This is a genomic window from Bradyrhizobium sp. USDA 4541, assembly GCF_024171085.1.
In the GTDB taxonomy this organism is placed as follows: domain Bacteria; phylum Pseudomonadota; class Alphaproteobacteria; order Rhizobiales; family Xanthobacteraceae; genus Bradyrhizobium; species Bradyrhizobium australafricanum.
In genome coordinates, this window is the sequence record NZ_JALJZF010000001.1 from 4,863,763 (window position 1) to 4,890,069 (window position 26,307).

Annotated in this window: 29 protein-coding genes; 14 read left to right on the forward strand and 15 right to left on the reverse strand. The window is 64.3% G+C overall.

What is annotated here, in order from left to right:
- Window positions 1-39: 39 nt before the first annotated feature.
- On the reverse strand, window positions 40-357 hold the full coding sequence (locus J2R80_RS22850) for a Kazal-type serine protease inhibitor family protein (protein ID WP_253589875.1): 318 nt from the start codon (window positions 355-357) through the stop codon (window positions 40-42).
- A gap of 231 nt (window positions 358-588) precedes the next feature.
- Between J2R80_RS22850 and J2R80_RS22855 the strand changes: the two genes are divergently transcribed.
- Together J2R80_RS22855 and J2R80_RS22860 are read left to right on the forward strand one after the other, a co-directional pair.
- Complete coding sequence (locus J2R80_RS22855; protein WP_076825611.1) at window positions 589-2,244, forward strand: fumarate hydratase; 1,656 nt, start codon at window positions 589-591, stop codon at window positions 2,242-2,244.
- The gene (locus tag J2R80_RS22860) at window positions 2,241-2,912 is read left to right on the forward strand and encodes a DUF429 domain-containing protein (RefSeq protein ID WP_076825609.1); all 672 of its coding nucleotides are present in this window, start codon (window positions 2,241-2,243) and stop codon (window positions 2,910-2,912) included. The genes J2R80_RS22855 and J2R80_RS22860 overlap by 4 nt, the downstream gene beginning before the upstream one ends.
- Here the strand turns inward: J2R80_RS22860 and J2R80_RS22865 are convergent.
- The 6 genes from J2R80_RS22865 to J2R80_RS22890 all read right to left on the reverse strand — a co-directional run bounded on the left by J2R80_RS22865 (window position 2,909) and on the right by J2R80_RS22890 (window position 8,326).
- On the reverse strand, window positions 2,909-4,027 hold the full coding sequence (locus J2R80_RS22865) for an IS630 family transposase (protein ID WP_141343495.1): 1,119 nt from the start codon (window positions 4,025-4,027) through the stop codon (window positions 2,909-2,911). The genes J2R80_RS22860 and J2R80_RS22865 overlap by 4 nt on opposite strands.
- 89 nt (window positions 4,028-4,116) lie before the next feature.
- On the reverse strand, window positions 4,117-5,061 hold the full coding sequence (locus J2R80_RS22870; RefSeq protein ID WP_309143769.1) for an SH3 domain-containing protein: 945 nt from the start codon (window positions 5,059-5,061) through the stop codon (window positions 4,117-4,119).
- 19 nt (window positions 5,062-5,080) lie between these two features.
- Window positions 5,081-5,377 carry a hypothetical protein gene (locus tag J2R80_RS22875; protein WP_028337138.1) on the reverse strand — a complete coding sequence of 99 codons (297 nt, stop codon included), beginning with the start codon at window positions 5,375-5,377 and terminating at the stop codon, window positions 5,081-5,083.
- Between the two features lie 118 nt (window positions 5,378-5,495).
- Window positions 5,496-6,050 (reverse strand): inner membrane-spanning protein YciB, encoded by a 555-nt coding sequence (locus tag J2R80_RS22880; RefSeq protein ID WP_076825607.1) that lies wholly within the window; start codon window positions 6,048-6,050, stop codon window positions 5,496-5,498.
- Between the two features lie 54 nt (window positions 6,051-6,104).
- Entirely contained in the window at window positions 6,105-6,680 is a 576-nt protein-coding gene (locus J2R80_RS22885) for a hypothetical protein (protein WP_076825824.1), read from the reverse strand.
- A 242-nt stretch (window positions 6,681-6,922) separates the two neighbouring features.
- Window positions 6,923-8,326 (reverse strand): carotenoid oxygenase family protein, encoded by a 1,404-nt coding sequence (locus J2R80_RS22890; protein WP_253639462.1) that lies wholly within the window; start codon window positions 8,324-8,326, stop codon window positions 6,923-6,925.
- Between the two features lie 112 nt (window positions 8,327-8,438).
- Between J2R80_RS22890 and J2R80_RS22895 the strand changes: the two genes are divergently transcribed.
- Entirely contained in the window at window positions 8,439-9,164 is a 726-nt protein-coding gene (locus J2R80_RS22895) for a TetR/AcrR family transcriptional regulator (RefSeq protein ID WP_253639463.1), read from the forward strand.
- Between the two features lie 177 nt (window positions 9,165-9,341).
- On the opposite strand, the gene J2R80_RS22900 is transcribed toward J2R80_RS22895, so the two are convergent.
- Window positions 9,342-9,914, reverse strand: a complete 573-nt coding sequence (locus J2R80_RS22900; protein WP_141342780.1) for a hypothetical protein — start codon at window positions 9,912-9,914, stop codon at window positions 9,342-9,344.
- A gap of 194 nt (window positions 9,915-10,108) precedes the next feature.
- On the opposite strand from J2R80_RS22900, the gene J2R80_RS22905 reads away from it, so the two are divergent.
- The 3 genes from J2R80_RS22905 to ltrA all read left to right on the forward strand — a co-directional run bounded on the left by J2R80_RS22905 (window position 10,109) and on the right by ltrA (window position 13,507).
- On the forward strand, window positions 10,109-10,780 hold the full coding sequence (locus J2R80_RS22905) for an SET domain-containing protein (RefSeq protein WP_076825821.1): 672 nt from the start codon (window positions 10,109-10,111) through the stop codon (window positions 10,778-10,780).
- A gap of 96 nt (window positions 10,781-10,876) precedes the next feature.
- Window positions 10,877-11,640, forward strand: a protein-coding gene (locus J2R80_RS22910; protein WP_139481326.1) for an IS5 family transposase whose coding sequence is annotated in 2 segments (ribosomal slippage) — window positions 10,877-11,212 and window positions 11,215-11,640 — 762 coding nt in all. Because the reading frame shifts where the segments join, the coding sequence is not laid out codon by codon here.
- Window positions 11,641-12,031: 391 nt separating this feature from the next.
- Window positions 12,032-13,507 carry a group II intron reverse transcriptase/maturase gene (ltrA, locus tag J2R80_RS22915; RefSeq protein WP_253637902.1) on the forward strand — a complete coding sequence of 492 codons (1,476 nt, stop codon included), beginning with the start codon at window positions 12,032-12,034 and terminating at the stop codon, window positions 13,505-13,507.
- Between the two features lie 98 nt (window positions 13,508-13,605).
- Here ltrA and J2R80_RS22920 read toward each other — a convergent pair whose 3' ends face one another.
- The 3 genes from J2R80_RS22920 to J2R80_RS22930 all read right to left on the reverse strand — a co-directional run bounded on the left by J2R80_RS22920 (window position 13,606) and on the right by J2R80_RS22930 (window position 15,899).
- Complete coding sequence (locus J2R80_RS22920) at window positions 13,606-14,955, reverse strand: IS701 family transposase (protein WP_253588474.1); 1,350 nt, start codon at window positions 14,953-14,955, stop codon at window positions 13,606-13,608.
- A 222-nt stretch (window positions 14,956-15,177) separates the two neighbouring features.
- A complete protein-coding gene (locus J2R80_RS22925; protein WP_028339832.1) occupies window positions 15,178-15,468 on the reverse strand; it encodes a DUF6522 family protein in 291 nt (96 codons plus the stop codon).
- A complete protein-coding gene (locus J2R80_RS22930) occupies window positions 15,465-15,899 on the reverse strand; it encodes an Rrf2 family transcriptional regulator (protein ID WP_092085010.1) in 435 nt (144 codons plus the stop codon). The genes J2R80_RS22925 and J2R80_RS22930 overlap by 4 nt, the downstream gene beginning before the upstream one ends.
- Before the next feature lie 83 nt (window positions 15,900-15,982).
- On the opposite strand from J2R80_RS22930, the gene J2R80_RS22935 reads away from it, so the two are divergent.
- Both J2R80_RS22935 and J2R80_RS22940 read left to right on the forward strand, forming a co-directional pair.
- The gene (locus J2R80_RS22935) at window positions 15,983-16,447 is read left to right on the forward strand and encodes a group III truncated hemoglobin (protein ID WP_083714912.1); all 465 of its coding nucleotides are present in this window, start codon (window positions 15,983-15,985) and stop codon (window positions 16,445-16,447) included.
- Entirely contained in the window at window positions 16,444-16,602 is a 159-nt protein-coding gene (locus J2R80_RS22940) for a hypothetical protein (RefSeq protein WP_194295321.1), read from the forward strand. The genes J2R80_RS22935 and J2R80_RS22940 overlap by 4 nt, the downstream gene beginning before the upstream one ends.
- A gap of 55 nt (window positions 16,603-16,657) precedes the next feature.
- Here J2R80_RS22940 and J2R80_RS22945 read toward each other — a convergent pair whose 3' ends face one another.
- A complete protein-coding gene (locus tag J2R80_RS22945; RefSeq protein ID WP_253639464.1) occupies window positions 16,658-17,056 on the reverse strand; it encodes a hypothetical protein in 399 nt (132 codons plus the stop codon).
- A 31-nt stretch (window positions 17,057-17,087) separates the two neighbouring features.
- Window positions 17,088-17,312, reverse strand: coding sequence for a hypothetical protein (locus tag J2R80_RS22950; RefSeq protein WP_076825597.1), 225 nt, complete (start codon window positions 17,310-17,312; stop codon window positions 17,088-17,090).
- 94 nt (window positions 17,313-17,406) lie between these two features.
- On the opposite strand from J2R80_RS22950, the gene J2R80_RS22955 reads away from it, so the two are divergent.
- The 3 genes from J2R80_RS22955 to J2R80_RS22965 all read left to right on the forward strand — a co-directional run bounded on the left by J2R80_RS22955 (window position 17,407) and on the right by J2R80_RS22965 (window position 19,730).
- Window positions 17,407-18,231, forward strand: a complete 825-nt coding sequence (locus tag J2R80_RS22955) for a helix-turn-helix domain-containing protein (RefSeq protein ID WP_038385984.1) — start codon at window positions 17,407-17,409, stop codon at window positions 18,229-18,231.
- A gap of 63 nt (window positions 18,232-18,294) precedes the next feature.
- Window positions 18,295-18,960, forward strand: coding sequence for a DsbA family oxidoreductase (locus J2R80_RS22960; protein ID WP_038385983.1), 666 nt, complete (start codon window positions 18,295-18,297; stop codon window positions 18,958-18,960).
- A 131-nt stretch (window positions 18,961-19,091) separates the two neighbouring features.
- Entirely contained in the window at window positions 19,092-19,730 is a 639-nt protein-coding gene (locus tag J2R80_RS22965; protein WP_057018355.1) for an NIPSNAP family protein, read from the forward strand.
- A gap of 278 nt (window positions 19,731-20,008) precedes the next feature.
- On the opposite strand, the gene J2R80_RS22970 is transcribed toward J2R80_RS22965, so the two are convergent.
- Together J2R80_RS22970 and J2R80_RS22975 are read right to left on the reverse strand one after the other, a co-directional pair.
- A complete protein-coding gene (locus J2R80_RS22970) occupies window positions 20,009-21,193 on the reverse strand; it encodes a GNAT family N-acetyltransferase (protein WP_076828379.1) in 1,185 nt (394 codons plus the stop codon).
- Window positions 21,194-21,366: 173 nt separating this feature from the next.
- Entirely contained in the window at window positions 21,367-21,819 is a 453-nt protein-coding gene (locus J2R80_RS22975; protein ID WP_076828380.1) for a hypothetical protein, read from the reverse strand.
- 159 nt (window positions 21,820-21,978) lie between these two features.
- Here J2R80_RS22975 and J2R80_RS22980 point away from each other — a divergent pair, with 159 nt between their 5' ends.
- The 3 genes from J2R80_RS22980 to J2R80_RS22990 all read left to right on the forward strand — a co-directional run bounded on the left by J2R80_RS22980 (window position 21,979) and on the right by J2R80_RS22990 (window position 25,870).
- Entirely contained in the window at window positions 21,979-22,206 is a 228-nt protein-coding gene (locus tag J2R80_RS22980; RefSeq protein ID WP_016848541.1) for a hypothetical protein, read from the forward strand.
- Between the two features lie 119 nt (window positions 22,207-22,325).
- Window positions 22,326-23,774 (forward strand): caspase family protein, encoded by a 1,449-nt coding sequence (locus J2R80_RS22985; RefSeq protein WP_076828547.1) that lies wholly within the window; start codon window positions 22,326-22,328, stop codon window positions 23,772-23,774.
- A 71-nt stretch (window positions 23,775-23,845) separates the two neighbouring features.
- Window positions 23,846-25,870 (forward strand): pyrroloquinoline quinone-dependent dehydrogenase, encoded by a 2,025-nt coding sequence (locus tag J2R80_RS22990; RefSeq protein ID WP_253639465.1) that lies wholly within the window; start codon window positions 23,846-23,848, stop codon window positions 25,868-25,870.
- Window positions 25,871-26,307: the final 437 nt, after the last annotated feature.

Consider the following 26,307-nt stretch of genomic DNA (forward strand, 5'->3'; position numbering starts at 1 on the left):
TACATGCAGGCTCCCGCGGAGCGCGTCAATATGGCCACGTCAGGACGCGCACCTGCCGTCCTGCACTTTGGAAGCCCCGGCGGCCCGGCGCTCGCAATCATTGCCATAGGTCTTGCCGTCGCAGCCGCATACGGGCTTGAAGATCTTGTTGCAGATCGTCGGGCGGAACGCGCAGGTGCCGGTCTGGTCGAAGCGGCCGCAGGTCCCGGGCTTGAAGTGGCAGAACTGGCCGCGACTGCCGCATTGCAGTCCGGCAAGGCCGCCGCAGGGCCTGCCGAGGCGGGCGGCATTGGCGCCGGTCGGGATCGCGATCAACAAGGCCAGCGCCGCGAACCAGACGAAAAGCGCTGTCTTCATGAAGGTCTCCTGATGGCTTCCTGATGGTTTCCTTGGCCGTTCCGCGGCTTGCCGGCGTTGTGGCAACTTGGGATTACGATGGCATGAAACATAGCACGCGGATTGCCGGTCCCGCGCATGGCTGGAAGGCGGCCCGCTTCCCTTTCCTTTGTCGGAAAAAGGCTTAGAACGGCTCTACATTGCCGGCGGCCCCGCGGCCGGCACCGGCCTTTCGAAACCGACGAGCAGCTCATGAACGCCCCCTCAGCTTTTCCCGACCAGCAGAAGCCCGTTCCGCCCTACAAGCACACGCCTCTGTTCCCGCTTGGTGCCGACACCACGCCCTACAAGAAGGTGACGAGCGAGGGCGTCCGGGTCGAGAAGGTGTTGGGCAAGGAAATGCTTGTGGTGTCGCGGGAGGCGCTGCGGGCGCTTTCCGAGGCAGCCTTCGGCGACATCAACCACTATCTGCGGCCGGGCCACCTGAAGCAGCTCCGCTCGATCCTCGAGGACAAGGAAGCCAGCGACAACGACAAGTTCGTCGCCTTCGACTTCCTGAAGAATGCCAACATCGCGGCCGGAGGCGTGCTGCCGATGTGCCAGGACACCGGCACCGCGATCATCATGGGCAAGAAGGGATGCAACGTCATCACCGACGGTGACGACGAGGCCGCGCTGTCCGAAGGCGCGCGCGATGCCTATCTGCGCCGCAATCTGCGCTACTCGCAGGTAGCTCCCTTGTCGATGTATGAGGAGAAGAACACCGCCAACAACATGCCGGCGCAGTGCGAGATTTACGCCGAGGGCGATGATGCCTACAAGTTCATGTTCATGGCCAAGGGCGGCGGAAGCGCCAACAAGAGCTTCCTGTTCCAGGCGACGCCCTCGGTGCTGACCAAGGACCGGCTGCTGGCCTTCCTGAAGGAGAAGGTGCTGACGCTCGGCACCGCGGCGTGTCCCCCGTACCACCTTGCGATCGTGATCGGCGGCACCTCGGCCGAGCTCTGCATGAAGACCGTGAAGCTTGCCTCGGCCCGCTATCTCGACGCGCTGCCGACCCACGGCTCGGCCGACGGCAATGCGTTCCGCGATCTCGAGATGGAGCAGGAAATCCTCAAGATGACGCAGTCGCTCGGCGTCGGCGCGCAGTTCGGCGGCAAGTATTTCTGCCATGACGTGCGCGTGATCCGCATGCCGCGCCACGGCGCCTCGCTGCCGATTGGGCTCGGCGTCTCCTGTTCGGCGGACCGCCAGGTGCTCGGCAAGATCACCAGGGACGGCGTCTATCTCGAGGAGCTCGAGCACAACCCGGCGCAGTATCTGCCTGCGGTGGAGCAGTCGCTCGGCGGTGAGGTCGTCAAGATCGACCTCAACAAGCCGATGAAGGAGATCCTGGCGACGCTGTCGCAATATCCGATCAAGACCCGCGTCTCGATGACCGGCACCATGATCGTGGCGCGCGACTCGGCGCACGCCAAGCTGCGCGAGCGGCTGGAGAAGGGCGAGCCGTTGCCGGATTATTTCAAGAACCATCCGGTCTATTACGCCGGTCCCGCCAAGACGCCCGATGGCTACGCCTCCGGTGCATTCGGCCCGACCACGGCGGGACGCATGGATTCCTTCGTCGACCAGTTCCAGGCGGCCGGCGGCTCGATGGTGATGGTTGCCAAGGGCAACCGCGCGGTCGCTGTGCGCGAGGCTTGCAAGAAGCATGGCGGCTTCTACCTCGGCTCGATCGGCGGCGCCGCGGCGAACCTCGCCGAGCACTGCATCAAGAAGGTCGAGGTGGTCGAGTATCCCGAGCTCGGCATGGAAGCGATCTGGCGCATCGAAGTGGTCGACTTCCCGGCCTTCATCATCATCGACGACAAGGGCAACGACTTCTTCAAGGAACTGAACCTGGGTTGATTGCGGTCGGCCTCGACGGGTTTTCCAAGGGCTGGGTCGCCGTCACCATCGACGGCGACCGGCGTACGATTTTCTTTCACAGCGACATCGCGGACGCGCTTTCGCGTCCGTTCGATCGCGCCGGGATCGATATCCCGATCGGCATGACCGATAACGGCGAGCGCGATTGCGACCTTCTCGCGCGCGTAAGATTGCGCCCGCACATCTCGCGCGTCTTCACCGGCGCGCGGCGCTGGCTGTGGCAGGAGTTTGATGATCCGGATGCGGCGAACGAGGAAGCGCGGCGCCGCGGCCAGACCCGTGTGTCGCGCCAGCTCTGGCACATTGGGCCGAAGATCATGGAGGTCGATGCGTTCGTGCGCGCGAACGCCACGCGCGATATCCGCGAGGTGCATCCCGAACTGGTGTTCCTGCGGCTGAACGGCGATGCGTCTCTGCCGCGCAAGAAGTCGGAGGAGGGCGATGCGCTCCGACGCAGGCTGCTGAAGCGATCAGGCTTCCGCGAGATCGATCGCTGGCTGACGGAAGTTCGGACCGGCACCGGCGCGAAGCGCGACGATGTGCTGGATGCGTGTGCAGTGGCGCTGGCTGCGCGCGAACCATGCGGAAGCGTTCCCGAAGCGCCGCCGCGAGACGCGTACGATCTGCCGATGCAGATCTGGTTCTAGTGTCCTGAACCAGAAGTTCGCAACATCGGGGCTTGTTTTGCCGGGGCATTGTAACGGCAGAAGCGCTCGATGGAAGCAAGGATATCATCGGCGGATTTGGTCCATCGGAACGGTTTTGGATCGGCGTTGTGTCGTTCGATGAACGAGGCGATGTCCGCCCTGAGGGCGGCTACGCTGCGATAGACGCCGCGCCTGATCTTCTTATCGGTGAGGAGCGCGAAGAAGCGCTCGACTTGGTTGAGCCATGACGAACTGGTCGGGGTCAGGTGCACGTGCCAACGCGGCCTTTTGGCGAGCCATCTCCGGATCATTGGGGTCTTGTGCGTGACGTAATTGTCCATGACGAGATGGACGTCGAGTTCGCGCGGTACGGCAGCCTCGATCTCGTCAAGGAACTTGCGGAACTCGGCGGTGCGGTGGCGCCCGTAGCATTTGCCGATGACCCGTCCCGTCGCAATATCGAGGGCGGCGAACAACGATGTGGTGCCATGCCTTTTGTAGTCATGGCTCCTTCGGGCCGCCTGGCCGGGACGCATCGGCAGCAACGGCTGGCTGCGGTCCAGCGCCTGGATTTGGGACTTCTCATCCACACACAGAACGATGGCGTGCTCGGGTGGTGAGACGTAGAGGCCCACGACATCGCGCACTTTGGCCACGAAGTTCGGATCGGTCGAGAGCTTGAACGTCTCCATCCGGTGCGGCTGGAGCCCGAAGGCCCGCCAGATGCGTTGGACCGTCGATACCGATAGGCCGCTGGTCTTGGCCATGTCGCGGGAGCTCCAATGAGTGGCGTTCTCAGGGCAACTCTCCAACGTCCTCACGATCACGGCTTCGATGCGGGCATCGTCAATCGTGCGCGGCGCGCCGGAACGCGGCTCGTCGTGCAGCCCGGCCACACGCTGTGCCATAAAGCGCCGCCGCCACTTGCCTACGGTCTGCCGGTCCAGCCCGAGCTTGACCGCCACTTCCGTGTTCTGACCACCTTCCGCACAGGTCAGCACGATCCGGGCTCTCAGAGCCAGCGCCTGAGCCGTCTTCCGCCGCATCGTCAGCGACGTCAGTTCAGCCCGCTCATCATCACTCAATATCAGGGGGGCAAGTTGCTGGACCGCCATTGGAGACTCCGCCGCTGTTTGCCTCCATCCTTGGCACAGCGACGCGAATCTACTGCGAATCTATGATTGCGAACTTGTGACTCGGGACACTAGCTGCAGTTCGTCACCTGGTTGGAGCACAGGCTGCGCCACCAGCCGCGCACGCCGTCATGGCTCTCCACCAGCGCCCAGTGCCCGCTGCAGGCGAGGATGCGTTTCGGACCATCGTCGGTATCGAACTCACCGCCGAGCTTGCGCAGCGCCGGCGTCCATTTGGCGTCGACGAAGGGGGCCTGGAACAGCCCGCCCATGCGGGTGTAGCCGTTGGCGTAGCTCGCGCCGACCTTGTTGGCGGCAACCCATCCGCGCCCGGCATAAGGCTTTGGCGCGTTGCGCGGATAGCGCTTGTCATCTTCATAGGCCTTGCCCGGCGGCATCGCGCCTTCGATCAGAAACCAGCCGTCCTTGAAGCCGATGATACGAAACTCGGTGAGCCAGCCGCCCTCCGGCGTGTTCTCGGCCCCGCCCATCTTGAGATGGTAGGGTGGCGGCAGCTTGCCGAGCACGCGTGCCTTCACCGACGGCTCGGCGCGCACGTTGAGGCCTGCGAGGTCCTTGTCCTCCGACCAGGCGCCGAGGTCGCATGGCTCGGTGCCAGCGGGCAGTGCGTTTCGGTTCGCGTCAAGCTCGGCCTGGCGCGCGGCAAAGTCATTGTCCGCCCCGTCGGCATTTCCGGCAGCGATGTCGCTCGGACCGCGCGGCTTCAATTCGGCCGACAGCGCGCGCGTACCATCCTTGCTTAGCGTCAGGACCATCATCTGACGCGGCGCGAAGACGCTTGCCGGCGTCTTCGGGTCGTCCGCGCTCGCGGCATAGACCGCGAGGTAGCCGGTGGTGCGGGTGGCATCCGTGCTGGAAGAGGTGCCCGCAACATATCCGGCCGGCACCAGCGCGACCGCGCTCGCGCGCCACGCCGGTTCGGCTTCGCTTGCTTGCTGCGCGGAAGCCGTCGTGGCTGATAACGCCATGACGGCAACGGATGCCAAGATGCGCATGCGTGTGCGTGTGCCGCGGTTATGCCCGCGTGCCGGTGAAGGGGAAGCTGCCCATCGGGCCGATGCCCATCTCGCCGGAGATGCCGTCGCCGGAGACCTTGCCGGTGAATTCGAGCGTCAGCGGCATCGGATTGGTGATGGAAACCTTCCAGGCGACGTCGTCGCCGTTCACGGTGCCGTCGAAGATTTCGGTGGAGTTGCCCTCGGCGCCCTGCGTGCCGGTGAGCGTGCCGCCCGAGCTTGCCAGCGACAGCGTCGCCTTGCGCTCGCCCATCGGCGTCGTCATCGTGAGATTCCAGTTTCCGTCCACCGCCATTGATGTCTCCCCTCCAGGTAAGGCGCCTTCAAGCGAAATGGCTACCGTTCGCGCGAAGAAAACGCGTGCGCGGGTATAGCCCATCTTGCCGCGCGCGCCTAGTTCGCGGCTGCGGCGATCAGGCGCGGGCGGCGGCGCGCAGCCGGCTTCCGACCAGGACGCGGAAGGCGACATACTGGATCGCGAAGGCGGCGATCTTGGCGCCGACCAGCACCACCGACACGTAGAACGCCCACAGCTTCATGTCGCCGGTCGCCGCGATCGCAACGGTGCCGGCGGCGAGAATGAACATCAGCCCGGCCCAGGCGTAGCCGGCGAGGGTGGCGTATTCCGGAATTGTCTCGGTCACGATCGGCGGCAGATAGCGCAGCATCCAGCCGCGCTTGAGCATGATCGCGCCGATCGCGATGTGGCCGATCGCGGGCTTCGCCAGCACGAAGCGCGGATCGTTGGTGAAAAGCGTCGCACCGCCGAGCACGATCACCAGCCCAAGGCTCGCCCAGGTCATGTAGCCGAGCGCCTGTCCCTTGACGCGCGCATAGACCACTTGCGCGATCGCGCCCGCGATCGCAACGCCGGTGGCGATCAGGACATTGTCGGTGGCGAAATAGACCACCAGGAAGACGATGGTGGAGAGGAAGTCGCTCGCAAGCCTGGCAAATACGCTCTTCATCGTCGTGGTTTCCGTTTCCTCGGGATGATTGTGGTGATGTTGTTATGGCAGCGTCTAGCGTGAGGGCAGCGCGCCGGCTGGCGGCGTCGCGTCCTTGGCCGCGCGATAGTGCGGATACCAGTGGGTAAAGCCGACCGCGGCATTGCGCGCGGCGAAGGCGATCAAGAGGCCGGTCCACAGCGGCAGCGCCGGCACGTAAAGCACCGCAATGTTGCCGATCAGCATGAGCAGCATCGCGGCGGTCCAGGCGCCGGTGATCAGGTAGTTGGCATGGAGGAAGCCGGGCAGCTTCGCGGTCTCGGCATCGACCTGCTCCAGCGCATATTGCCGCGTGAAGGGACGGCCGATCATGATCGAGCCGAGCGACACCAGCAGGATGCCGGCATCGACCGCGATCTTCACCGCGGTGTTGCTCAGCGTCGCATCGACGAAGGTGAGGTAGGAGCCGATCGCGGCGAAGATGACGACCGAACCGACGCCGAGGATCTTGATGCTGCGGCCGCGCGCGACATCGAACGCGATGGCAGCGAGGCAGATCAGGGCGGCACTGAGCAGGCTCACCGTGGCCGAGGTCACCAGCATCAGCATGGCGAAGGCGCCGTAGGGAGCGAGGATCAGGAAGATCGTCATGGTGAGCCTCATAGGCTTATCTTTACAGTGTAAAGATACCCTAATGGTGGGCAACGGAGGCGTCAAGCGAAATCTTTACAGTGTCAAAATCGTGAGGTGACGGGAAAATCCAAGGTTTGCCAATGGCATAAAGTGGCGACCGCTCGTTTTCGGTCGGTGGCGACAAAGACGTGGATGCCCGGGACAAGCCCGGGCATGACGCGTGGAGAGGTTGGCGCACTGACGTCCGGGGTGATCGTTGGCTACTCCGCCCCAACCCAATTGCCGTGGAATCCATCCGGCACGCGGTGGGCGAGATGGACCAGCGCGGTCGGGCCCGCTTCGACATCTTGCGCGTTGAACACGGCGAGGTCGCTGCGGTTTTCGCGGGCGCGCCAGACCACCGCGAGCAGCCAGCCGTCGCCTTCCGCGGCGTCAGCGCCGCGCTCGACGAACACAGGCTCGGAGATCGTATCGCCGGCGGGCAGCAGATAGTGGCCGAGCCGCTTGCCGCGGCCGTCGACATGCACGATGCCCGACAGCGCACCGAACATCGGCAGATCGGGGTTGGCGCAGGCGTACCAGCCGTGATTGCTGGCAAATCCGGCGCGGCGATCGTCGACGCGCGGAAATTCGCCGGTGAGGTCGTCGAGATAGGTTTGCGTGAAGCGGTCGGTGTTGCCGGAGAGGCCGAAGGTCCAGCGGCAATAGCGCGCGCGGTTCTTCTGCGGGTCCGTCGGCGAGCCGTCGGGATGATTGAACAGCGGCGCTTCCTCGAACTGCATCACGTCGGCGATGATGCGGTTGCCATCTTCCCACGCGTTCATCACGTGGAAAACGTAGCAGGTCTCGGCGCGGAACCAGACGATGTCCTTTGACGCGCCGCTGCGCTTCATCACGCCGACATAGGCGCCTTTCTCCGGCTCCCAGGCGTACGGCGCCTGTCCGCGCATCGCGCGCTGCATGCTGCCGGTGATCGGCAGGATCGGAAACAGCACATGATTCTCGGTGACGATGAAGTCGTGCACCATGCTGGCATAAGGCGCCTCGAAGCGTTCGAACCGCGTCACCACGCCGGACGAGCTCACCGCACCGAACGACAGCGCCGGCGTCAGCGGGCCCGCGGCGTTGTAGCCGAAGAACACCATCTCGCCGGTCGCCGGATCGATCTTGGGATGCGCGGTGAAGGGGCCTGTGATCGCGCCCTTGTAGTCGCAATAGCCGAGGCGATTGAGCGTGCCGGGCTCGATCTCGGTCGGCAGATGGCCTTCCTCCAGCGCGAGCAGGCGGCCGCCATGGAAGATGATGTTGGTGTTGGCGACGCCGCCGTCGGTCGTTGTGGTGGCCGGCGCATCCGGCATCTTGCGGCCGAAGCCGCCGAACAGCGCGCGACCGGCGTCGTGCTCGGCCTGCCATTTCGGCGTGCGGACCCAGCGGTTGCGGTAGCTGGCGCGGCCGTTCTCGAGATGGAAGGCGTGCAGCATGCCGTCGCCGACGAACCAGTGCGCACCCGGCGCCTCGAACTGCGGATTGGGGCCGTTGCGATAGAGCGTGCCGTTCAGCTCGCGCGGCAATTCGCCCGAGATCTTCAGGAACGGCGCGTCGGCTTCGAATGGGATCGGCGCCAGATTGGTGCGCGCCGCGTTGGATGTGACCTGGTCGAGCATTCCGCATCTCCCTGCATTATAATCTTTACATCGTAAAGATATCAGTAGGGATGACGCCGCCGATCGTCAAGCAAAATCTTTACAGTGTAAAAATTGCGACCTATAAGGCCGCATGGCAAGAATCTCCAAAGAAAACAAGGCGACTCGCCCGGCACGGGCTCCGACCCGCCGGGTTGCACGGACTGCGGCAGCTCGTCCGGCCCGACGGCGCCGCGCCAATGACACGCCGTATCACCATGGCGATCTGCATGAGGCGCTATTGAAGGCCGCCGAGCGCGTGCTCGAGCGTGATGGATTGGCGGGGCTGACATTGCGTGCGGTGGCGCGCGAGGCCGGCGTGTCGCACGCCGCGCCGACGCATCATTTCGGCGATCTCACCGGTTTGCTCAGCGAACTTGCGGCGATCGGTTTCCGGCAATTCGGCCTGGCAATGGCGGCTGCGGACGCTTCGGCGGCCACGACGCCCGAGAAGGGCGTGGCGAGCGCCAAGGCTTATGTTGCCTATGCCCAGGCACATCCCGGCATATACGGGCTGATGTTCCGCAGCGAGCGGCTTGATCACTCGCGCCCGTCGCTGCACGAGGCGTCCGAGGCTTCGTTCGCAGGGCTGACCCGCGGCGTCGGCGCCAGCCGGCACGAGCAGATTTCCAAGGAGCAGCTTACGCTGGATCAGGCCGCCGCGATCGCGTCGGCCTGGTCGCTGGTGCATGGTTTCACCATGCTGCTGCTCGACGGACGCCTCAAGACGATTCTGGATCGGTCGCCCGAGGGCACATCCGCGGAAACGCTATTGACCGCGATGCTGCGATTGTCCGCGGGCCGCTCGGCGCGGCAATAACCAGTGCTGCCCTGGGCTAGCGTCCCGAATCCGAAGTTCGCATCATTTGCCGCACCTTCGGAGCGAACTTCGGATTCGATAAGGACACTAGCAAACTTATGATTCTAGTGTGCTTTATGAATGCGAAGTTCGTGAAAGTGGTTGCCGCGAAATCGCACGAACTTCGCATTCAGCACACTAGCGCCTCACAAGCGACGTGGTCCGGCCGCTCTGTCCGATCGTCTTCACCGTATCCGTGCCGCATTTGAAATCGCGGGCGAAATCATCGGCAGCCTGCCGCGCCAGCTCGTTGGCGTTGGGATTGGCCGCGACGTCGACATAGGCGACATGACAGACATCGCCCGGCGGCAGCCGGGTCACGGCGAGCATTGCCCGCGAGACAGGACCGCCGCGCTTGTCCTGTTCGCTGTTGTCGGCGATCTGCCAGCGCTGGATGATCGCAAACGGTTTGCCGCCGGCTGCACGCCATTCGACCCTGTCGCCGGTCGAACTGAACGGGCCGAACCAGGCCCGCGCCGCCGGTTCCCTGGCTGCCGCCTCGCGGTTTCGGCCCACCGAGACCACTTCACGCAGATCGCCCTCGTTGATCAGCACCACAAGCCCGGATTTTCCCGGGCAGACCCTGGTGGTGCTGCCGTCCTCTTCGCTGGGCTTGCCGATCATGCGGCAGGCCTTGGGCGCGGTCGATGTGTAGCTGCTGCTGATCGTCTCGGAGCCGGCATGACCGGGATTTGCGCCGGCAGCCGTCATAAAGACTGTTGCAAAAGCAAGGTATTTCATCGGGGGAAACCTGCGATCCGGACGTTACTTTGTCTCTGACATATGCAATCTGGGGAAGGTTCAATAGACACGCGGGAAACACCTGACAGGCGCGCGGAATCGTCCTAGAAGGGCGGCTTCGCAACTTCTGTCGCGTGCACCTGCGTGCCGTAACCTCGATCGTCATGCCCACGATATCATCCAACAAGCCCTATCGCGTCGGCCGTTCCCGGACCGGTCTTGGCCTTTTCGCCACCAAGCCGATCAAGAAAGGCACCAAGATCATCCGTTATTTCGGGCCGTTGCTCGACTCGAAGAAGAAGGATGAGGACGCGATCGAGAACAAATATCTGTTCGAGCTCACCAACCGCTGGACCATCGACGGCTCGATCCGCGAGAACGTCGCGCGCTACATCAACCATGCCTGCAGGCCGAACGCGGAATCCGACGTTCGCCCACGCAAGCGCAAGGTGTTCATCCGCGCCATCAAGGACATCGAGCCGGGCGACGAAATCAATTACGACTACGGAACCGACTATTTCAAAGCCTATCTGAAGCCGATCGGCTGCAAGTGCGATGCCTGCGAGAAGAAGCGCAAGAAGAAGCGCGCGGAGGCGAGGGCGGAGCGGGTGCGGCTGAAGGAAAGGGCCGAGCGGAAGGCACAGCGCAAGGCCGAGAAACTGGCCGAGGAGCGGGCCAGGCAGCGGCAGGCGAAGAAGGCAGCCAAAGCAAACGGCAAGCTCGCCAACGGCACGGCGCTGAACGGCAAGCACCTGAATGGCCACAGCCTGATCAACACGGCGGGCAAGAAGGCCGCCTCGTCGAAGCGCGGCACCGCTCGGGCGCTGAACGCCTGAGACTCACGTCGCTCGAAAACGCTCTAGGTGGTGTGGACTCTAAGGATTCCCTTTTAGGCGCAAATCAGATTCAAGGCTGCTTTTGGGGAGGCCGCCTTGGGTGTGATGGACCGCTTGGTATTGAGCGACGCGACATGGGAGCGGATGGCGCCGCTGATCATCGGCCGGCCTGACCAGAAGGGTTCGACCGGACGGGACAACCGGATGTTTGTGGAGGGCGTACTTTGGATCGTGCGCACTGGCTCTCCCTGGCGTGATCTTCCGGAGGTGTTTGGAGACTGGAACAGCGTGTTTCGGCGCTTCAGTCGATGGAGCATCAAGGGGGTCTGGTGGCGCATATTCGAAGCGATGTCCGGTGATCCGGACTTCGAGTATCTGATCGTCGACTCCACCATCGTCCGGGCGCACCAGCACGCCGCTGGGGCGAAAAAAGGGGGTCTGAAGATCAGGCGATCGGTCGCTCGCGCGGTGGCCTGAGCACCAAGATACATATGGCCGTTCGCGGCCTGGGATGTCCCGTACGGTTCAAGCTCACCGCAGGTCAGAAGAGCGACGTACCGCAAGCCGCCGAATTGATCGAGGGATTACCTGCCCAGGTCGTCATGGCGGATACGGCTTATGACGCCGATCACTTGCGCCAGGCGATCGCTGCCAAAGGCGCGCTCGCCGTCATCCCCAACAACCCGTCACGTGCGCTCAAATATCCGCTGGACAAGCATCTCTATGCCCAGCGTCATCTCGTCGAATGCTGCTTCTCAAAACTCAAGCAGTTCCGCCGCGTCGCAACCCGCTTCGAAAAGACCGCCCGAAATTACCTGGCCGTCGTTACTCTCGCAGCCATCGTCTTATGGATGCGATAAATGTCCACACCACCTAGCACTACTTTGGGTGCGCCGGGAGACCGGCAAGGAGTAGATGGTGAAAGTCCATTGCGATGAAGGTGTAGCGAACCACATCGGCCCCGAGCCGTGCGCAGGCCTCCGCGAGGGGGTCGGCGAAGCGTCGGTAGGGGAGCATGCAGGCCAGCCATTGAGCCGCGAAACAGTGTTATCCCGGGCGTCGACGCTGTCCAAAGAGCGGAAGGCAACATGGGCGAGTGCGCAAACGCGAGCACCCGTCCAGCCCGGCGTGGTCGTAGACCCTGGCATGCATGGAAGCTCCTTGTACGGGAACCGGGATATCTCCGGGTCGGCCACCTTCCTCCTCCGAGGATATGGTCCGCAGCGGGAAGGCGAGGAGCCGTAGCCGCTGATGCACGACACGGAGAAGTCTGACTCTGGCATAGTAGCTGAGAAGCCGACGAACAAAGCCGGATTACCGGCGGAGGAGTGGGTGGAGCCAAGGCTGGGGACCAAGGGAAACGCGGAACAGCGGCGCATACACCGGACACAGGGCCGGGCTCGCATGACCCAGTCGCTGGACCGCGTACGGGCAGCCGCAAGGCTGAGGAAGAAGGACCGGTTCACCGCGCTCCTTCACCACATCAATGTCGATACACTGCGGGCGGCGTTCTTTGCGCTCAGGCGTAGGGCCGCTCCCGGAGTGGATGGCATGACGTGGCAGGACTACGAGGAAGATCTCGAGCCCCAGCTCGCCGATCTGCACAAACGGGTCCAACGAGGAACATACCGCCCGCAACCGTCTCGCCGGACGTACATACCAAAGGCAGACGGCAAGCAGCGGCCGTTAGCGATCGCGGCTCTCGAGGACAAAATCGTCCAGGGCGCCACCGTCATCGTGCTCAACGCCATCTACGAAGGAGACTTCTGTGGCTTTTCCTACGGGTTTCGGCCCGGCAGAGGGCCACATGATGCGTTGGACGCGCTCTGCACAGCGATCGAGACGCGGCAGGTGAACTGGATCGTTGACGCCGACATCCAAAATTTCTTTGGCGCAGTCAGTCAATCTTGGCTGGCGCGCTTCTTGGAACATAGGATCGGCGACAAGCGCATCATCCGCCTCATCCAGAAATGGCTGAAGGCAGGTATTCTCGAAGACGGCGTCGTAACCGTTGATGACAGGGGAACGGGTCAAGGTTCGGTGATTTCACCGCTCCTCGGCAACATCTACCTACACTACGCTCTCGACCTGTGGGCCAAGCGCTGGCGACAACGCGAGGCCTCCGGCGGCATGATCATCGTGCGTTACGCGGACGATGTAGTGGTCGGCTTTGAGCGCGAGGACGACGCACGTCGTTTCCTCGATGCGATGCGCGCGAGACTGGAGGAGTTCGAGCTGACGCTCCATCCGGCCAAGACCCGCCTGATTGAGTTTGGTCGCCATGCGGCGGCTCAACGTAAGCAGCGCGGACTCGGAAAGCCGGAAACCTTTGCGTTCATGGGGTTCACATTCATCTGCGGCAAATCACGCCAAGGGCGCTTCCAGCTTCAACGGAAGACCCGTAGCGACCGCATGCGAACCAAACTCCGCGAGATCAAGGAGGAGCTGAGGCGCCGAATGCACTGGCCGATCCCTGCACAGGGGAGATGGCTCAGGCAGGTCGTGACCGGCCACTTTGCGTACTTTGCTGTCCCGACGAATGGCCGAGCGCTCAATGCGTTTCGGTTCTATCTGACCGACCTCTGGAGGCGTACGCTTCGGCGGCGCAGTCAGCGGAACTGTCTGACCTGGGATCGCATAACGCAGATCACCGACGACTGGCTCCCCAAGGTTCGCATCCTTCATCCATGGCCGAAGCTGCGCTTCGCCGTCAAACACCCGAGGTAGGAGCCCGGTGCCTTAATTGGGCTCGCCGGGATCTGCGCGGGGGGCGCCCAGTGATGGGGGTCCCTACCGCGAACAGATTGTTTTTTCGCCGCTGTTTTTCACGGATTTGCTTTCGGCAATATGGGCACTGCTGAGACGGCGGCCGAAGGATGAGATCGACGATGGCGTGACGTACGGCTGGCATGGTTGGCTGAGGCGGAGGCCCGTTGATTCTTTTTTTTCCGCCCCGCGTATGCGAGGCGACGATGTTGCAGGAAGGCGTAGGCAATCATTGTCATCAAGGCGTGACGATGAAGACCTTGCCATGATCGCCCTTCGAAGTGATCAAGTCCAAGTTCCTCCTTCAACTGCTGATGCGCCTGCTCACAAATCCACCGTGCCTTGATGGTGGCGGCCAGCGTGCGCAGATCCGTCGCCGCCGGAAGGTTGGCCAGATAGTATTTCTTCTCCCCGGACGCACGTTGCTCGCCAATGAGCCAGGCTTCGTCGCCTGGGAGATGCTGCTGACCTTTATCCCATATCCGCTGCGGAGGGCCGTCGGCGGTCCGGACACGGAGAGCAGCAAATTGGGCTTTCAGCCGACCTTTCGTCCCGCTACGCCAACTCACGGTTTTCCATTTGGCGCTGGCGAGCATTTGTTCTGCGGCAATCGATAAGATATCGGGCACGTGGTGCTTTCGTGGTTTTCCGCGGACCTTGGTAATCGGCCAAATGAGCTTCACATCGACCGGATACACTTTCTGGTGCCGAGGGATGCCGACAGCCCAGGTCAGCCCGCGCTCTGTTAGCCCTTGTCGAAACGGTGCGCTGAGGCCGTATCCTGCATCCGCCAGCACACATCCAAAGCGCACGTTGGCTGCCATCGCGCGGTCAATCTCGGCTAGAGCAATCTCGGGCTTGGACCGTGCCGTTCGATGTTCGACTGGCACGCGAGCGCGCTTCAAACGAGATATGTCGCTTGTCCAACTGTCAGGCAGAAAGAGACGTAACGCGACCATCACGGGCACTTCGCCGCGAGCAAGCGTCAAAGACACCAGCGTTTGGCAATTTGCCGTTTTACCGAGAGCCGAGGCGTATTGAGCCGCAACACCGACCGAGCGCTCACCCTTCTTGGGAAGTGAGGTGTCATCAATAACCAGCACCGCATCCCTGCCGCCGACAAGTCGGTCCGCCTGGTTGAGCAGCTCTGTCTCCAGCGGCGTCGCGTCCCAGACACCGTCCGCAATGAAATGGTGCAACTGGTCGTAGTTGCCCGTGGCAAGGCGTTCCGCCATCGGCTGAACGCTCTTGCGATCGCCCGGACCGATCAATCCCGCAACATACAGAGGACACATCCGCTGCCGGGTCTTATGACCCAGCCGGTCCAAGAACGGCATCAGCCAACGTTCGAGTTCGTCTTCCCATCCGGGCATGGTCAGCCCTCCCAGAGCCGACCACCCATGAATCATTGAAAAATTGATTCGGGAATCCTATAAAACGCGGCAAAATCAACAATCTGCCAAAGTAGTGCTAGTGTCCCGAATCCGAAGTTCGCATCATTTGCCGCACCTTCGGAGCGAACTTCGGATTCGATAAGGACACTAGCAAACTTATGATTCTAGTGTGCTTTATGAATGCGAAGTTCGTGAAAGTGGCTGCTGCGAAATCGCACGAACTTCGCATTCAGCACACTAGCCGCTCGGCCGGTGCGCCGCGCGTGGCAACGGTGAATTGCCGAAATCCAGCGTCGAGCGTTGGATGATCGTGCCGTGCTCGTCGATGACGAGACGGAAACGCTTGCTCCCCGAGAAGAATGTGAGGCGATGCCGCCCCTGATCGGCGTCAAGCCCGCGCTCCGAGCGCGTCGTGATTGCGCCCGAGCGCATCCCGGCCTGCAGCAGCGGAACCGCGATGCCGAGGCCTTCGGCGACGATATTGGCGTCGACCTCGAACGCGCCGTCCGCGAATGTGATCGTCGTCATGATGCCCTCGCGGGATGGCGGCCGGGACGCGGCAGGTACGCGCATTCGGCGAGCGTCGTTCCGTCGAGCTCGCGCATGAAGGCCTCGCGTGCCGCCGCAAGCTTCGCCTTCAGCCGGCAGCGCGGCAGCAGCAGACAATCTCCGCCATCATCCCTGAAACATTCGACCAGCGCACTGTCGCCTTCCAGCGCACGGACAACCTGGCCGAGGGTGATGGTCTCCGCCGGCCGTGCCAGCGAAAACCCGCCACCGGCGCCGCGCTGGGTGGCAATGAAGCCGGCGTCGGCAAGGTCGCGCACCACCTTGGCAAGGTGATTGCGGGAAATGTCGAACTCGGCCGCGATCTCGCTGGTCGCAAACGACCGGTCCGGCTCGCCGGCCAGCCGCATCAGGGCGCGGAGCGCAAAATCCGTGAACGATGTCAGGCGCATGGAAGCCCTTCGAAATCAGCACTTGGCGGATCAGCTATAGCAGCCTAAATAGGCATTTGAAATACCTATTTAGGATGTATGCCATGACAGCAGCAGAGCGCCGCGAGCAGATCACCGCCGGGATTGTCGCGCGGACCGGGATCACCGAGGCCATGATCGAGCAGCTGGTGCATGCCTTCTACGCCAAGGTCCGCAAGGACCCGATGATCGGACCGGTGTTCGAGACCAGGATCAGCAATTGGGAGCCGCATCTGGCGCAGATGTGCGCGTTCTGGTCTTCGGTTGCGCTGATGACCGGGCGCTATCACGGCACGCCGATGGTCAAGCATATGCCGCTGCCGATCGACGCCGCGCATTTCGACCGCTGGCTCGAACTGTTCGAGGCGACCGCGGCCGAGCTGTGCCCGCCTGACGCGGCGGCGCATTTCATCGATCGCGCGCGGCGCATCGCCTCGAGCCTCGAGATGGGCGTCGCCGGCGGACAGGGCGTGATGCTGGCGGTCGGCGAGCGTTACAGGCGAAGCGAAGCAGGAGCAGCAGTGCAATGAGGAACAGAGCGAAAGCGATCGCGCGTGCCATCGACGGCGCGTGGTTTCATCAGGATCAGGCCGATCCGTTTGCCGGCAGCAGTCTGGTGCCGATGCTGATCATCGGCCTGGCGCTGACCTTTGCCGGTATGATCGTCGCGGTCGTGCTGAGCTGACGGAAACGGCCGCCGCGTTTGCCGCGACGGCCGCTCGTCACATCCGGCATTCGATTTACGCCGCGACCGTCTCGCCGCTGCGGCGCAGCCCGACATATTGCAGCTCGCCGAACACGCCGGTGGCGATCGCCTGGGCCAGGATCACGAGGGTCCCGAAGAGGTTCGGCGACACCGCGCCCGACAGCAGCAGCGCGATGCTGGCGAGCGTCCAGGCCGCGTTGCCGACGACCACCAGCATCACCAGCAGCTTCGGCACCGACATGCGCGTGCCGAGCCAGCCGACCAGCGCGGTATAGGCGATCAGGAACAGCCCGGTCTCGCGCAGCAGCGCTTCCGGCAGGCCGAGCAGCGATGCCAGCGCGCCGGCGTCGAGCACCATGGCTATGGCGGATACGCCGCTGAAGACGGCGTCGGCAAGCAAGGCGCGGCGCAGCAGCTGGGACGAATGGATCATGGCAGTGTCTCCTCGGGTTGGGATGGGGTGGTCAGCGGAACAGCGACTGCAGCTGACGCCACAGCCGGAGCGGACACAGCGCCTTGCCGACCCTCATCTCGGCCGCATAGACGTGCGCGAACACGAACACGCCGGTCGCGTGCACGAGCGGCTGCGGCATGTTGAGCGAGCGCGCCAGCAGCCAGGTGGCCAGATGGACCAGCCACGGCAGCAGGACGGCGAGGGCGCGGACAAGGGATAGCATCAGCATGGTCATCTCCTGTGCCGTGGAGGATGAGCCGGCCAGCGCGCCAATTCGATTACCTCAGGCGTAATGGAACGGGCGAATTCCGCATGGTAGGTTTCGCATCATGAACGCACATGCATCCATGGCGCGGGCCGAGCCCGCAAAACCCGTTCCGATCGGCGAGCACCTGCGCGAGTGGCGGCAGCGCCGTCATCTCAGCCAGCTCGACCTTGCCGTCGATGCCGAGATCTCGGCGCGGCATTTGAGCTTCGTCGAGACCGGCCGCTCGGCACCGTCGCGTGACATGGTCCTCAAACTGGCGGAGCGCCTCGACGTGCCCCTACGCGAACGCAACGTGCTGCTGGTCGCCGCGGGTTTCGCGCCCGCATTCCCGCAACGCTCGCTGGACGATCCGGCGCTGAAATCGGCGCGCGAGGCCATCAACCTGGTGCTGAAGGCGCACGAGCCCAATCCGGCGCTGGCCTATGACCGGCACTGGAATCTGGTCTCCGCCAACCGCATGGTGGCGCCGCTGCTCGAGGGCGTGCCGCAGCGGCTGCTCGGCCAGCCCTTCAACATCCTGCGGCTTGCCTTCCATCCCGAGGGCCTCGCCCCGCGCACCGTGAACCTCGCGGAATGGGCCGCGCATCTTCTGGAGCGGCTGCATCGGCAATGCGAGGCAACGGCCGATCCGGAGCTGCTCAAGCTCTACCAGGATCTGAAGTCCTATCCGATCCCGGCGCGGTCGGCCCCGATCACCACCGACAACAACGTCGCGCTCCCCTTCAAGCTCCGCCTCAATGGCGAGATCCTGAGCTTCATCTCGACCACCATGGTGTTCGGCACGCCGGTCGACATCACGCTGCAGGAACTGGCGCTGGAGACCTTCTTCCCGGCCGATGAGCTGACCGCCGAGCGGATGCGGCAGATGGCAGCCAGTATGAAATAGCGGCTTGTCTCGGAGCGCTTTCGGCCTACCTTTGGGGTTCCATTTTCCGCCGGGAACCCCGCCATGAGCGATCTGAAGCCGCTTCGCCTCGACATCGTCTCCGACGTCGTTTGCCCCTGGTGCTATATCGGCAAGCATCGCATCGAGGATGCGCTCAAGCTGGTGCCCGATGTGCCGGTCGAGGTGCATTGGCGGCCGTTCTTCCTCAACAATTGGGTGCCGCGCGAAGGCATCAGCCGCGAGGAATATCTCACCGCCAAGTTCGGCTCGGTCGAGGCCTACAAGGGCATTGCCGGCCGCGTGGTCGCCGCCGCCAATGAGGAGGGGCTCACCTACCATCCCGAGCTCGTCAAGCGGCAGCCCAACACGATCGACTGCCATCGCCTGATCCACTGGGCCGAGGCCAAAGGCAAGGCGGCCGAGATGAAGCAGCGGCTGATGGAGCTGTATTTCCGCGACGGCGGCGATCTCACCGACAGCAACGTGCTGGTGCAGGCGGCAAGCGATGTCGGGCTCGATGCCGACGACGTGCGCAAGCGTCTTGCCACCGACGAGGATGTCGCCCTGGTCTCGGCGCAGGCCCAGGAGGCCGCCGAGAAGGGTATTTCCGGCGTGCCGACCTTCGTGTTCGCGCAGAAATACGCGGTGTCCGGCGCCCAGCCGGCCGAGCAGCTCGCCCGCGCCATCCGCCAGGTCTCGGCCGAGATCAACGCAGAGGCTGCGGAGTAGTCCGCAATCCCTATCCAGCGAACCGCCGTATACGGACCCGTATGTACGGTGGTGTGGGAGGGGAGGGGCTGCGAGGCTCCCCCCTATCCCGAGCCCACATCATCCATCGGAAACAATCAGGGGAGACCACCATGATCTATGAGCTGCGCACCTATACAGTCCGTCCAGGCGCCGTCGGCGAGATGGTGAAGGCGGCGAGCACGATCTCGCGCGATATCCGCGCCGACAATTTCGGTAAGCTGGAAGGCTACTGGATCACCGAGATCGGTCCGCTCAATCAGGTCATGCATATGTGGAGCTACGCCGATCTCAACGAGCGGACCCGGCTGCGCGCCGAGCTCGCCAAGAATCCGCGCTGGACCGGCGAGTATATTCCGGTGATCCGTCCGCTGCTGGTGCGGCAGGAGGTGCGGCTGCTCAATCCAATCATCCCGCCGGTGGCGCCGGCGACATCAGGCAACATCTACGAATTCCGCAACTATCGTGCCAAGCCGGTCGGCGGCGCCAAGCAATGGCTCGATCTGATCACCGGCGTGATGCCGGAGCGCGAGAAATACTCCAAGATCGTCGGCCTCTGGACCACCGAGGCCGGGCAGCCCAACGAAGTCTGCCACATCTGGGCCTATCCCGATCTCAACGCCCGCGCCGCCGCACGCGGCAACGCGATGAAGGATCCGGCCTGGCTGGAATTTTTGAGCAAGGGCACGCAGGTGCTCGAGGAGATGCACTCGACCATCATGCTGCCGGCACCGCACTCGCCGTTGCAGTAAGGGGAGGCGCTGGTCGCGCCGCGTTTCCCAATGATGCGCGGAGCGCAAGACAGAGAGGCCGCCGGTTGAGGCGGCCTTGTCGTTTGCCGTCAGGATGTCGCGAGCGCCGGCAAAAAGCCCCATCCGATGTTTCCATCAGATGAGGCTTTCGAAGCAAGGGCGCGCGCCGTCTGAGAACCAGCGCGCCGCAACGCTAGTCGGGCCAGCTGACACCAACCTGACGGCGGCAGCCCGTTGTTTCCCGATGTGTCTGCATGCCTACGAAAGGGTAAACCGCATTATCCGGGCTTGCCGCGCCGGCTGCGGATGAAGCGGACGGCGCCGCGCGCCGCTTCGTAGGCGAGTTTGTTCAGGGTCAGCGCGGCGTGAATGGCCGGCACCAGCGGATCGCGGCGCCGCAGCGGCAGCAAGACGTCGCCGATCGCGAAGCGGCCGCGCCAGATCGGGTCGATCATGGGGTGGCCGGGCGCCGCGGTGGAATCGGCCGAATTGATCGCGGGATCGGCGCAGAGATGGCGCGTCAGCTCCAGCGTCAACTGCGTGCCGGGCGAATGTTTCGCAAAGCGCTCGTCGACGCCGATCTTGAAGAAGAAGGCGCGGTCCTGGTGACGCACCACGATGCCGCCCGCGACCGGCGTGTCGCCCGCATGCAGCGTGATGATCTCGCAGCGGCCGGCTTCGGCCATCGTCGACGTCGCGCGGCGGATGAAGGCCGCATCGCCGGCATGCTGGCTCAGCGCCGTGCCGCGCTTTCCCTTCCAGCCACCGGCTTCGAGGACAAGGAAAGTCTCGAGCGCCGTCGCAACCTCGCGCGGCGTGCGGGCGACATCGAAGCGCACCGCGCCGTGGTCGGACAGGCGATGGTGCTGGCGGCGCAGCTCCTTCAGCTTCTTGGGCCCGAGCGCGTCGCGCAACAATTCGTCGGCATCGCGCGTCGCATCCAGCTGGGCGCGCTGATAGGCGCTCACCATGCGCGGCTGCAACCCGTCTCGGGCCAGCACCGCGCGGATCGCCGCGATGGCCGGCCCCTCGAGCGACATGGTGCGCAGGATCAGCGCATGCGCGCCCGCATTGCGCGCCTGCCGCAGCATCTTGCCCACCGCTTCCTCGGCGGCGTCGCGGTCGAGCAATGGCGTGCACAGCGTGCCATAGGGTTCGGCGCCGACCAAAGCGGGCAGGGGAATCCGGTAGATCCGGCGCATCGGAACCACCGGCAACAGCCCGATCAGTTGCCCGGCATCGCCGGCGGCACTGAGCAGCGCCGCGCCGGTGCGGCCGCGCGCGGAGGCATCGACCGCCAATTCCCAGTCTGGCTGATAGTAGCCATTGGCCTCGATCGCGCGCGCGGCAAGCGCGCGCCATGCATTGAGCGGCGCGGCCGACAGCGGCGGCAAGGTGCGATCGTCCGTGGCATCCTTGCGCGATGCACGGTGGATCATTGCCCGGTCAGCAATATCGGCCACGTCCCTGTTTCCCCACTCCGCGAGGCTGATTGGGCCTTGCGTTCGTCAGGGCAACGCTAGCGGAAAGAAATGGAAAATGCCGTTGAGGCCATCAGGCAATTTGAGCGGTCGTGTTAACGGACCGTTCAGCATACCCGGTGCGCAGCGGCTTGGCCGGCTCGCCGGTTCAAGCGCTAGGGTTTGGTGGTCCGTTGCGTTTCTACCGCAACGGTGCTCTCGACCGGCTCGTAAGTCTCCGTCACGCAATTGTCGTCGGCTCCGACCTGCCGGCGATCGAAAATCGAGCCTTCATTGATGAACACGCGATAGGTCTGCGTCCCCAGCGGCTTGCCGATCACCGATGTCAGCTCGGCGCGTACGCATGCCGTCCAGCCGGTGCCGCGCGGGTCGTGCAGCGGGGCGGAGACCCGCACATGGGTTGGCTGTGAACCGGCCGTGAACACCGAATCCAGCTTGCCCGCGACCAGCCGTTTGACGTCCGGAGGCATCTCGAGCGGCGCCGGCTCGGCGGCCTTGACCTTCAAGGCCTCCGGCCACACCGCATGGCTGTCCGCCAGGCCGCAGCCACTCAATATTAAGGCGGCGCCGGCCAGCAGCGCCGCCAGATGTACTTGTCCCTGTCCCATTCAGTGCATTTAATGTGCCGCCGTCAGGATTGCGCCCCCTGGTGGCGCTGAATTCGCGTGAGGCGGCGCTTTGTCGATCAACAAATGTCGAGCGACAAGTTATCGTTGGGGTAGAGGTATTACCGGATGTTGCTGCGGCGGCGGGGGAGACAGACTGACATGAAACGCTTCACGGTTGCTGCCGTCATCCTGGCGCTGCTCGCGACACCCACCCTGGCCCAGGGCCGGCGAGGGGGCGGTGGAGGCGATACGAAGACGGAGCAGAAGCCCAAGGTCGACGAGAAGGCCTACAAGGCCGCGCTCGATCGGATCCCCGAGCCCAAGGAGAAATACGATCCCTGGGGCGTCACCAAGCCGGCAGCGGATCCGGCCAAGAAACCGAAATAGCCGGGCTCACGAGTCGGCAGCCATTTGACCGGCGTCGGTCGGCAGCACATTTGCCGCAAGGCATGAACCTTGGCCTGACGGCCTCCGACCCATCTTCGATGTCATTGTCGGAGGCCGCCATGCTTCGCCGTTCGCTCCTCAGCCTGATCGTTCCGGCAGCGATCCTGCTCGGCGCCGTGCCGGCGTCGGCGGAAAACCGGCTGGCGCTGGTGATCGGGCAGTCGGCCTACAAGTCGGTGCCCGCGCTGCCGAATCCGGCCAACGACGCCAAGGCTGTGTCGCAAATGCTGACCGATGCCGGATTTGCGGTGACGGCCGCATCGGACCTGTCGCAGGACGAGATGCGCGCACGGCTCAGCGATTTCGCTGGCCAGGTGGCGGCGAAAGGCGCCGATACCGTGGCGCTGGTGTTTTATGCCGGGCATGGCCTGCAGATCGACGGCGAGAACTATCTGGTGCCGGTCGATGTCGATCCGAAGCGCGAGGCTGATATCCCGATCCAGGCGGTTCGGCTCAACGACGTCCTGAATACGCTCACCTCGGTTCCGAGTCGGATGCGCATGGTGCTGCTCGATGCCTGCCGCAACAATCCATTCCCGGAACTCAGCAAGACCGCGGGGCACGGGCTCGCCATCGTCGATGCCAGGGTCGGCGCGCCCGGCACGTTTGTGTCGTTCTCGACCTCGCCGGGAGCGGAAGCCGAGGACGGCAGCGGCGCCAACAGCCCCTACACCACCGCGTTGCTGGCCTCGGCCAAGGAGCCGGGCATCCCGATCGAGGACACCTTCAAGCGCGTTCGCCTGGCGGTGAACAGGGCAACTGACGGTCGCCAGACGCCGTGGGACTCGTCCTCGCTCACCGACGACTTCCGTTTCATGGTGGGTGCGGCGGCATCGCCCGCAGTGACGCCGCCACCGGCCGCGGCCAAACGCACCGTCGACGAATGGAAGCGCGAGTTGCAGGGCAAGCCGATCGAGGCCGCGAATGAACTGATGGTGGTCGATGGCTCCGACGAATCCTATGAGGCCTTCGCCGCGATCTTCGCCGGCACGCCGCGTGGCCTGCAGGCGCGCGACTGGCTCGACCGGCATCGCCGCATGGTGGCGTGGAATAACGCTGTTCTCGCCAACACGGCCGCGGCCTATCGCGGTTTCCTCGCGCAATATCCTGACACCGACCTGACAGCGACCGCGCGCAAGATGATCGAACGGCTGCGCTACCGTCCCGATCCGGCGCCCGCCGTCGCGCTCAGCGTGCCCGCGACCAGCGTCGCGCTGGCGGCACCGACCTGTCCCTGCAACGCCGCGCCGCCGCAACAGCCGCTGCAGCAGAGGGCCAACGTACCGGTGAAAAAGCGTGCCGATCCCGATCCGCCGCGGCGCGCGGGCAAGCGCCCGCCGCGCGTCGTCGTTGAGGACGACGTCGTGGTGGTGCGCCGTCCGCCTCCAACCGTGGTCTACGAGCCTGCCGGACCGCCGATCGGAATCGGAATCGGGATCGGCATCGGCGGCGGCGGTGGTGGTTATCGCGGTAACTACGGCGGCGGCTATCGCCGGGGTGGATACTGACGCGACGATCGCGTAAATGCTTTCCCGCATGAGATGCGGCGCCCGGTGATCGCATCCTGGGGGAGGACGCGATGCGGTCGCTGTTTTGCCTGCTTGCCGCGCTGCTGCTGTGTGGTCAGCCGGCGCGCGCCTGGGAGTATTGGGGCGGCGACCGCGGCGGACAACGCTTCTCGCCGCTGACGCAGATCACATCAGACAATGTCGGCAAGCTGCTGCGCGGCTGGGAATTCCGCACCGGCGATCTCGATACGCGCCCGCCCGAGGTCATGAAGCGCACCAAGTTCGAGGTGACGCCGCTGTTCGTCGAGGACAGCCTGATCCTCTGCACGCCGTTCAACGAAGTGATCGCGCTCGATCCCGGCACCGGTGCGCAGAAATGGCGTTTCGATCCGAAGATCAGCATGGCGCAACGGCCGGCCAATCGCTTTGTCTGCCGCGGCGTCGCGTACTGGACGGATGATCGCGCGGCGGAAGGCGCCGCCTGCAAGTCACGCATCTTCACCGGCACCAACGACAGGCGCCTGATCGCGCTCGACGCCAGAACCGGCAAGCCTTGCGCCGATTTCGGCAACGGTGGCGAGATCAGGATCGACATTGGCATGAAGCTGGAATGGCCGGGCGAGTTTCAGATCACGTCGGCGCCGGTGACGGGACGCGGCGTGGTCGTGGTCGGGTCCGCGATCGGCGACAACCGGCGGGTCGACGCGCCGCTCGGCGCGGTGCGCGCCTTCGATGCGCGAACCGGACAGCCGCGCTGGAGCTTCGATCCGCTCGTGCACAATGGCGTCGAGGCCGGCCACAGCAATGTCTGGGCGCCGATGTCGGTGGACGAGGAGCGCGGCCTGGTGTTCCTGCCGACGACTTCGCCCAGTCCGGACTTCTGGGGCGGCAAGCGCCCCGGCAATGACGAGCACGCCAATTCCGTGGTCGCGCTGCGGATCGAAACCGGCGAACTCGCATGGGCATTCCAGACCGTGCATCACGACGTCTGGGACTACGACCTGCCGGCGCAGCCGACGCTGGCGCGGATCGACACCGTCGATGGTCAGCGCGACGTCGTGATCCAGCCGACCAAGCAGGGCTTTGTGTTCGTGCTCGATCGCGACACCGGCAAGCCGGTGTGGCCGGTCGAGGAGCGCGCGGTGCCGCAGAACGGTGCCGTGGGCGAGAGGCTGTCGCCGACGCAGCCGTTCCCGACCCATGTGCCGCCGCTGCTGACGCAGCGGATGAGGGCCGATGATGTCGCCGGCCTGCTGCCGGGCACCGGGAGCTCGGCTTGCGAGACGCTGCTCGCGCAATCCCGTAATGAGGGCCTTTACACGCCGCCGTCGACGCAAGGCACCGTGATCTATCCGATGACAGGCGGCGGGGTGAACTGGGGCGGCGCGGCGTTCGATCCGGTCAATCAGCTCCTCTACGCCAATGTCAGTCATGCGGCGCACATCGTCACACTGATTCCGCGCGACCAGGCCAAGGGCTTCAATCCGCCGCCGGGTCATGAATTCGGCCAGCAGGAAGGGGCGCCGTTCGCGATGTCGCGGGCGCTGGCGAAGTCGGCGGTCGGGTCGCCCTGCAACAAGCCGCCATGGGGCGAGACGGTGGCGGTCGATCTCAAGGCCGGCAAGATCCTCTGGCATTCGTCGGTCGGCACCAGCGAGGATCTCGCGCCGCTCGGCATCGCGCTCAATACCGGCACGCCGCTGGTCAACGGCGTCGCGATCACCGCGGGCGGCCTGGTGTTCACCGGCGCGATGGATGCCTATCTGCGCGCGTTCGATGCCAGGTCGGGAAAGCAGCTGTGGCTCGGCCGGCTTCCGGTGCCGGGCGTCGCCAATCCGATGACCTATCTCTGGAAGGGCGAGCAGTACGTCGTGATCGGCGCCGGCGGCCATTCCGAAGCCGGCACCTCAATCGGCGATAGCGTGGTGGCGTTTCGCCTGCCGCGTCAGGGCGAGGGGGCATCGTTGTGGACCCGCCTGATCGATCGGCCCGGCGGGCGGTTCACCGCCAAGGCTGTGGCCGCCGGTCTCGTGCTCGTCGCCCTCGTTGCGCTGTTCTGGCGCTGGCGGCGGAGCCGTCGCTCGCGATCCGCTTAGGTGCTCGCTGCCGCAGGTGCGCGCCGCCAAAATATCGAAAACAACCCCATGCAAAGGTGCCGGCAGCTGCCGGCGTACGAAAAGCAACTTGACACGTCGGGCAACTCAGGGTTACTTTTCTACTATTCCGAAATGGTGCAAGCGTCGCCTCGCTCCGCTAAAGCGCGATGAATTCAGGTTGAATCGGCCTGGCGGCATTCGCTGCATCTCCTCCCGCAACCGGAGAGGGAGCGCAGGTTGTTCGCGGATGCAATTGAACCTGGGGCGTGGACCCGTAAATCCGGGACGAAATGCGGACGCGCCGCGCAGACCGGGGATGTCACCTTGCGGACCAACTTCGCCGCCTCCGATTGGTCCGGTGTTGGGTGCAGTCCGGACTTCTCATCAACGATCCTCGATCGCCACATTTGACCCATCTCGGACATTCGGTAGGGTTG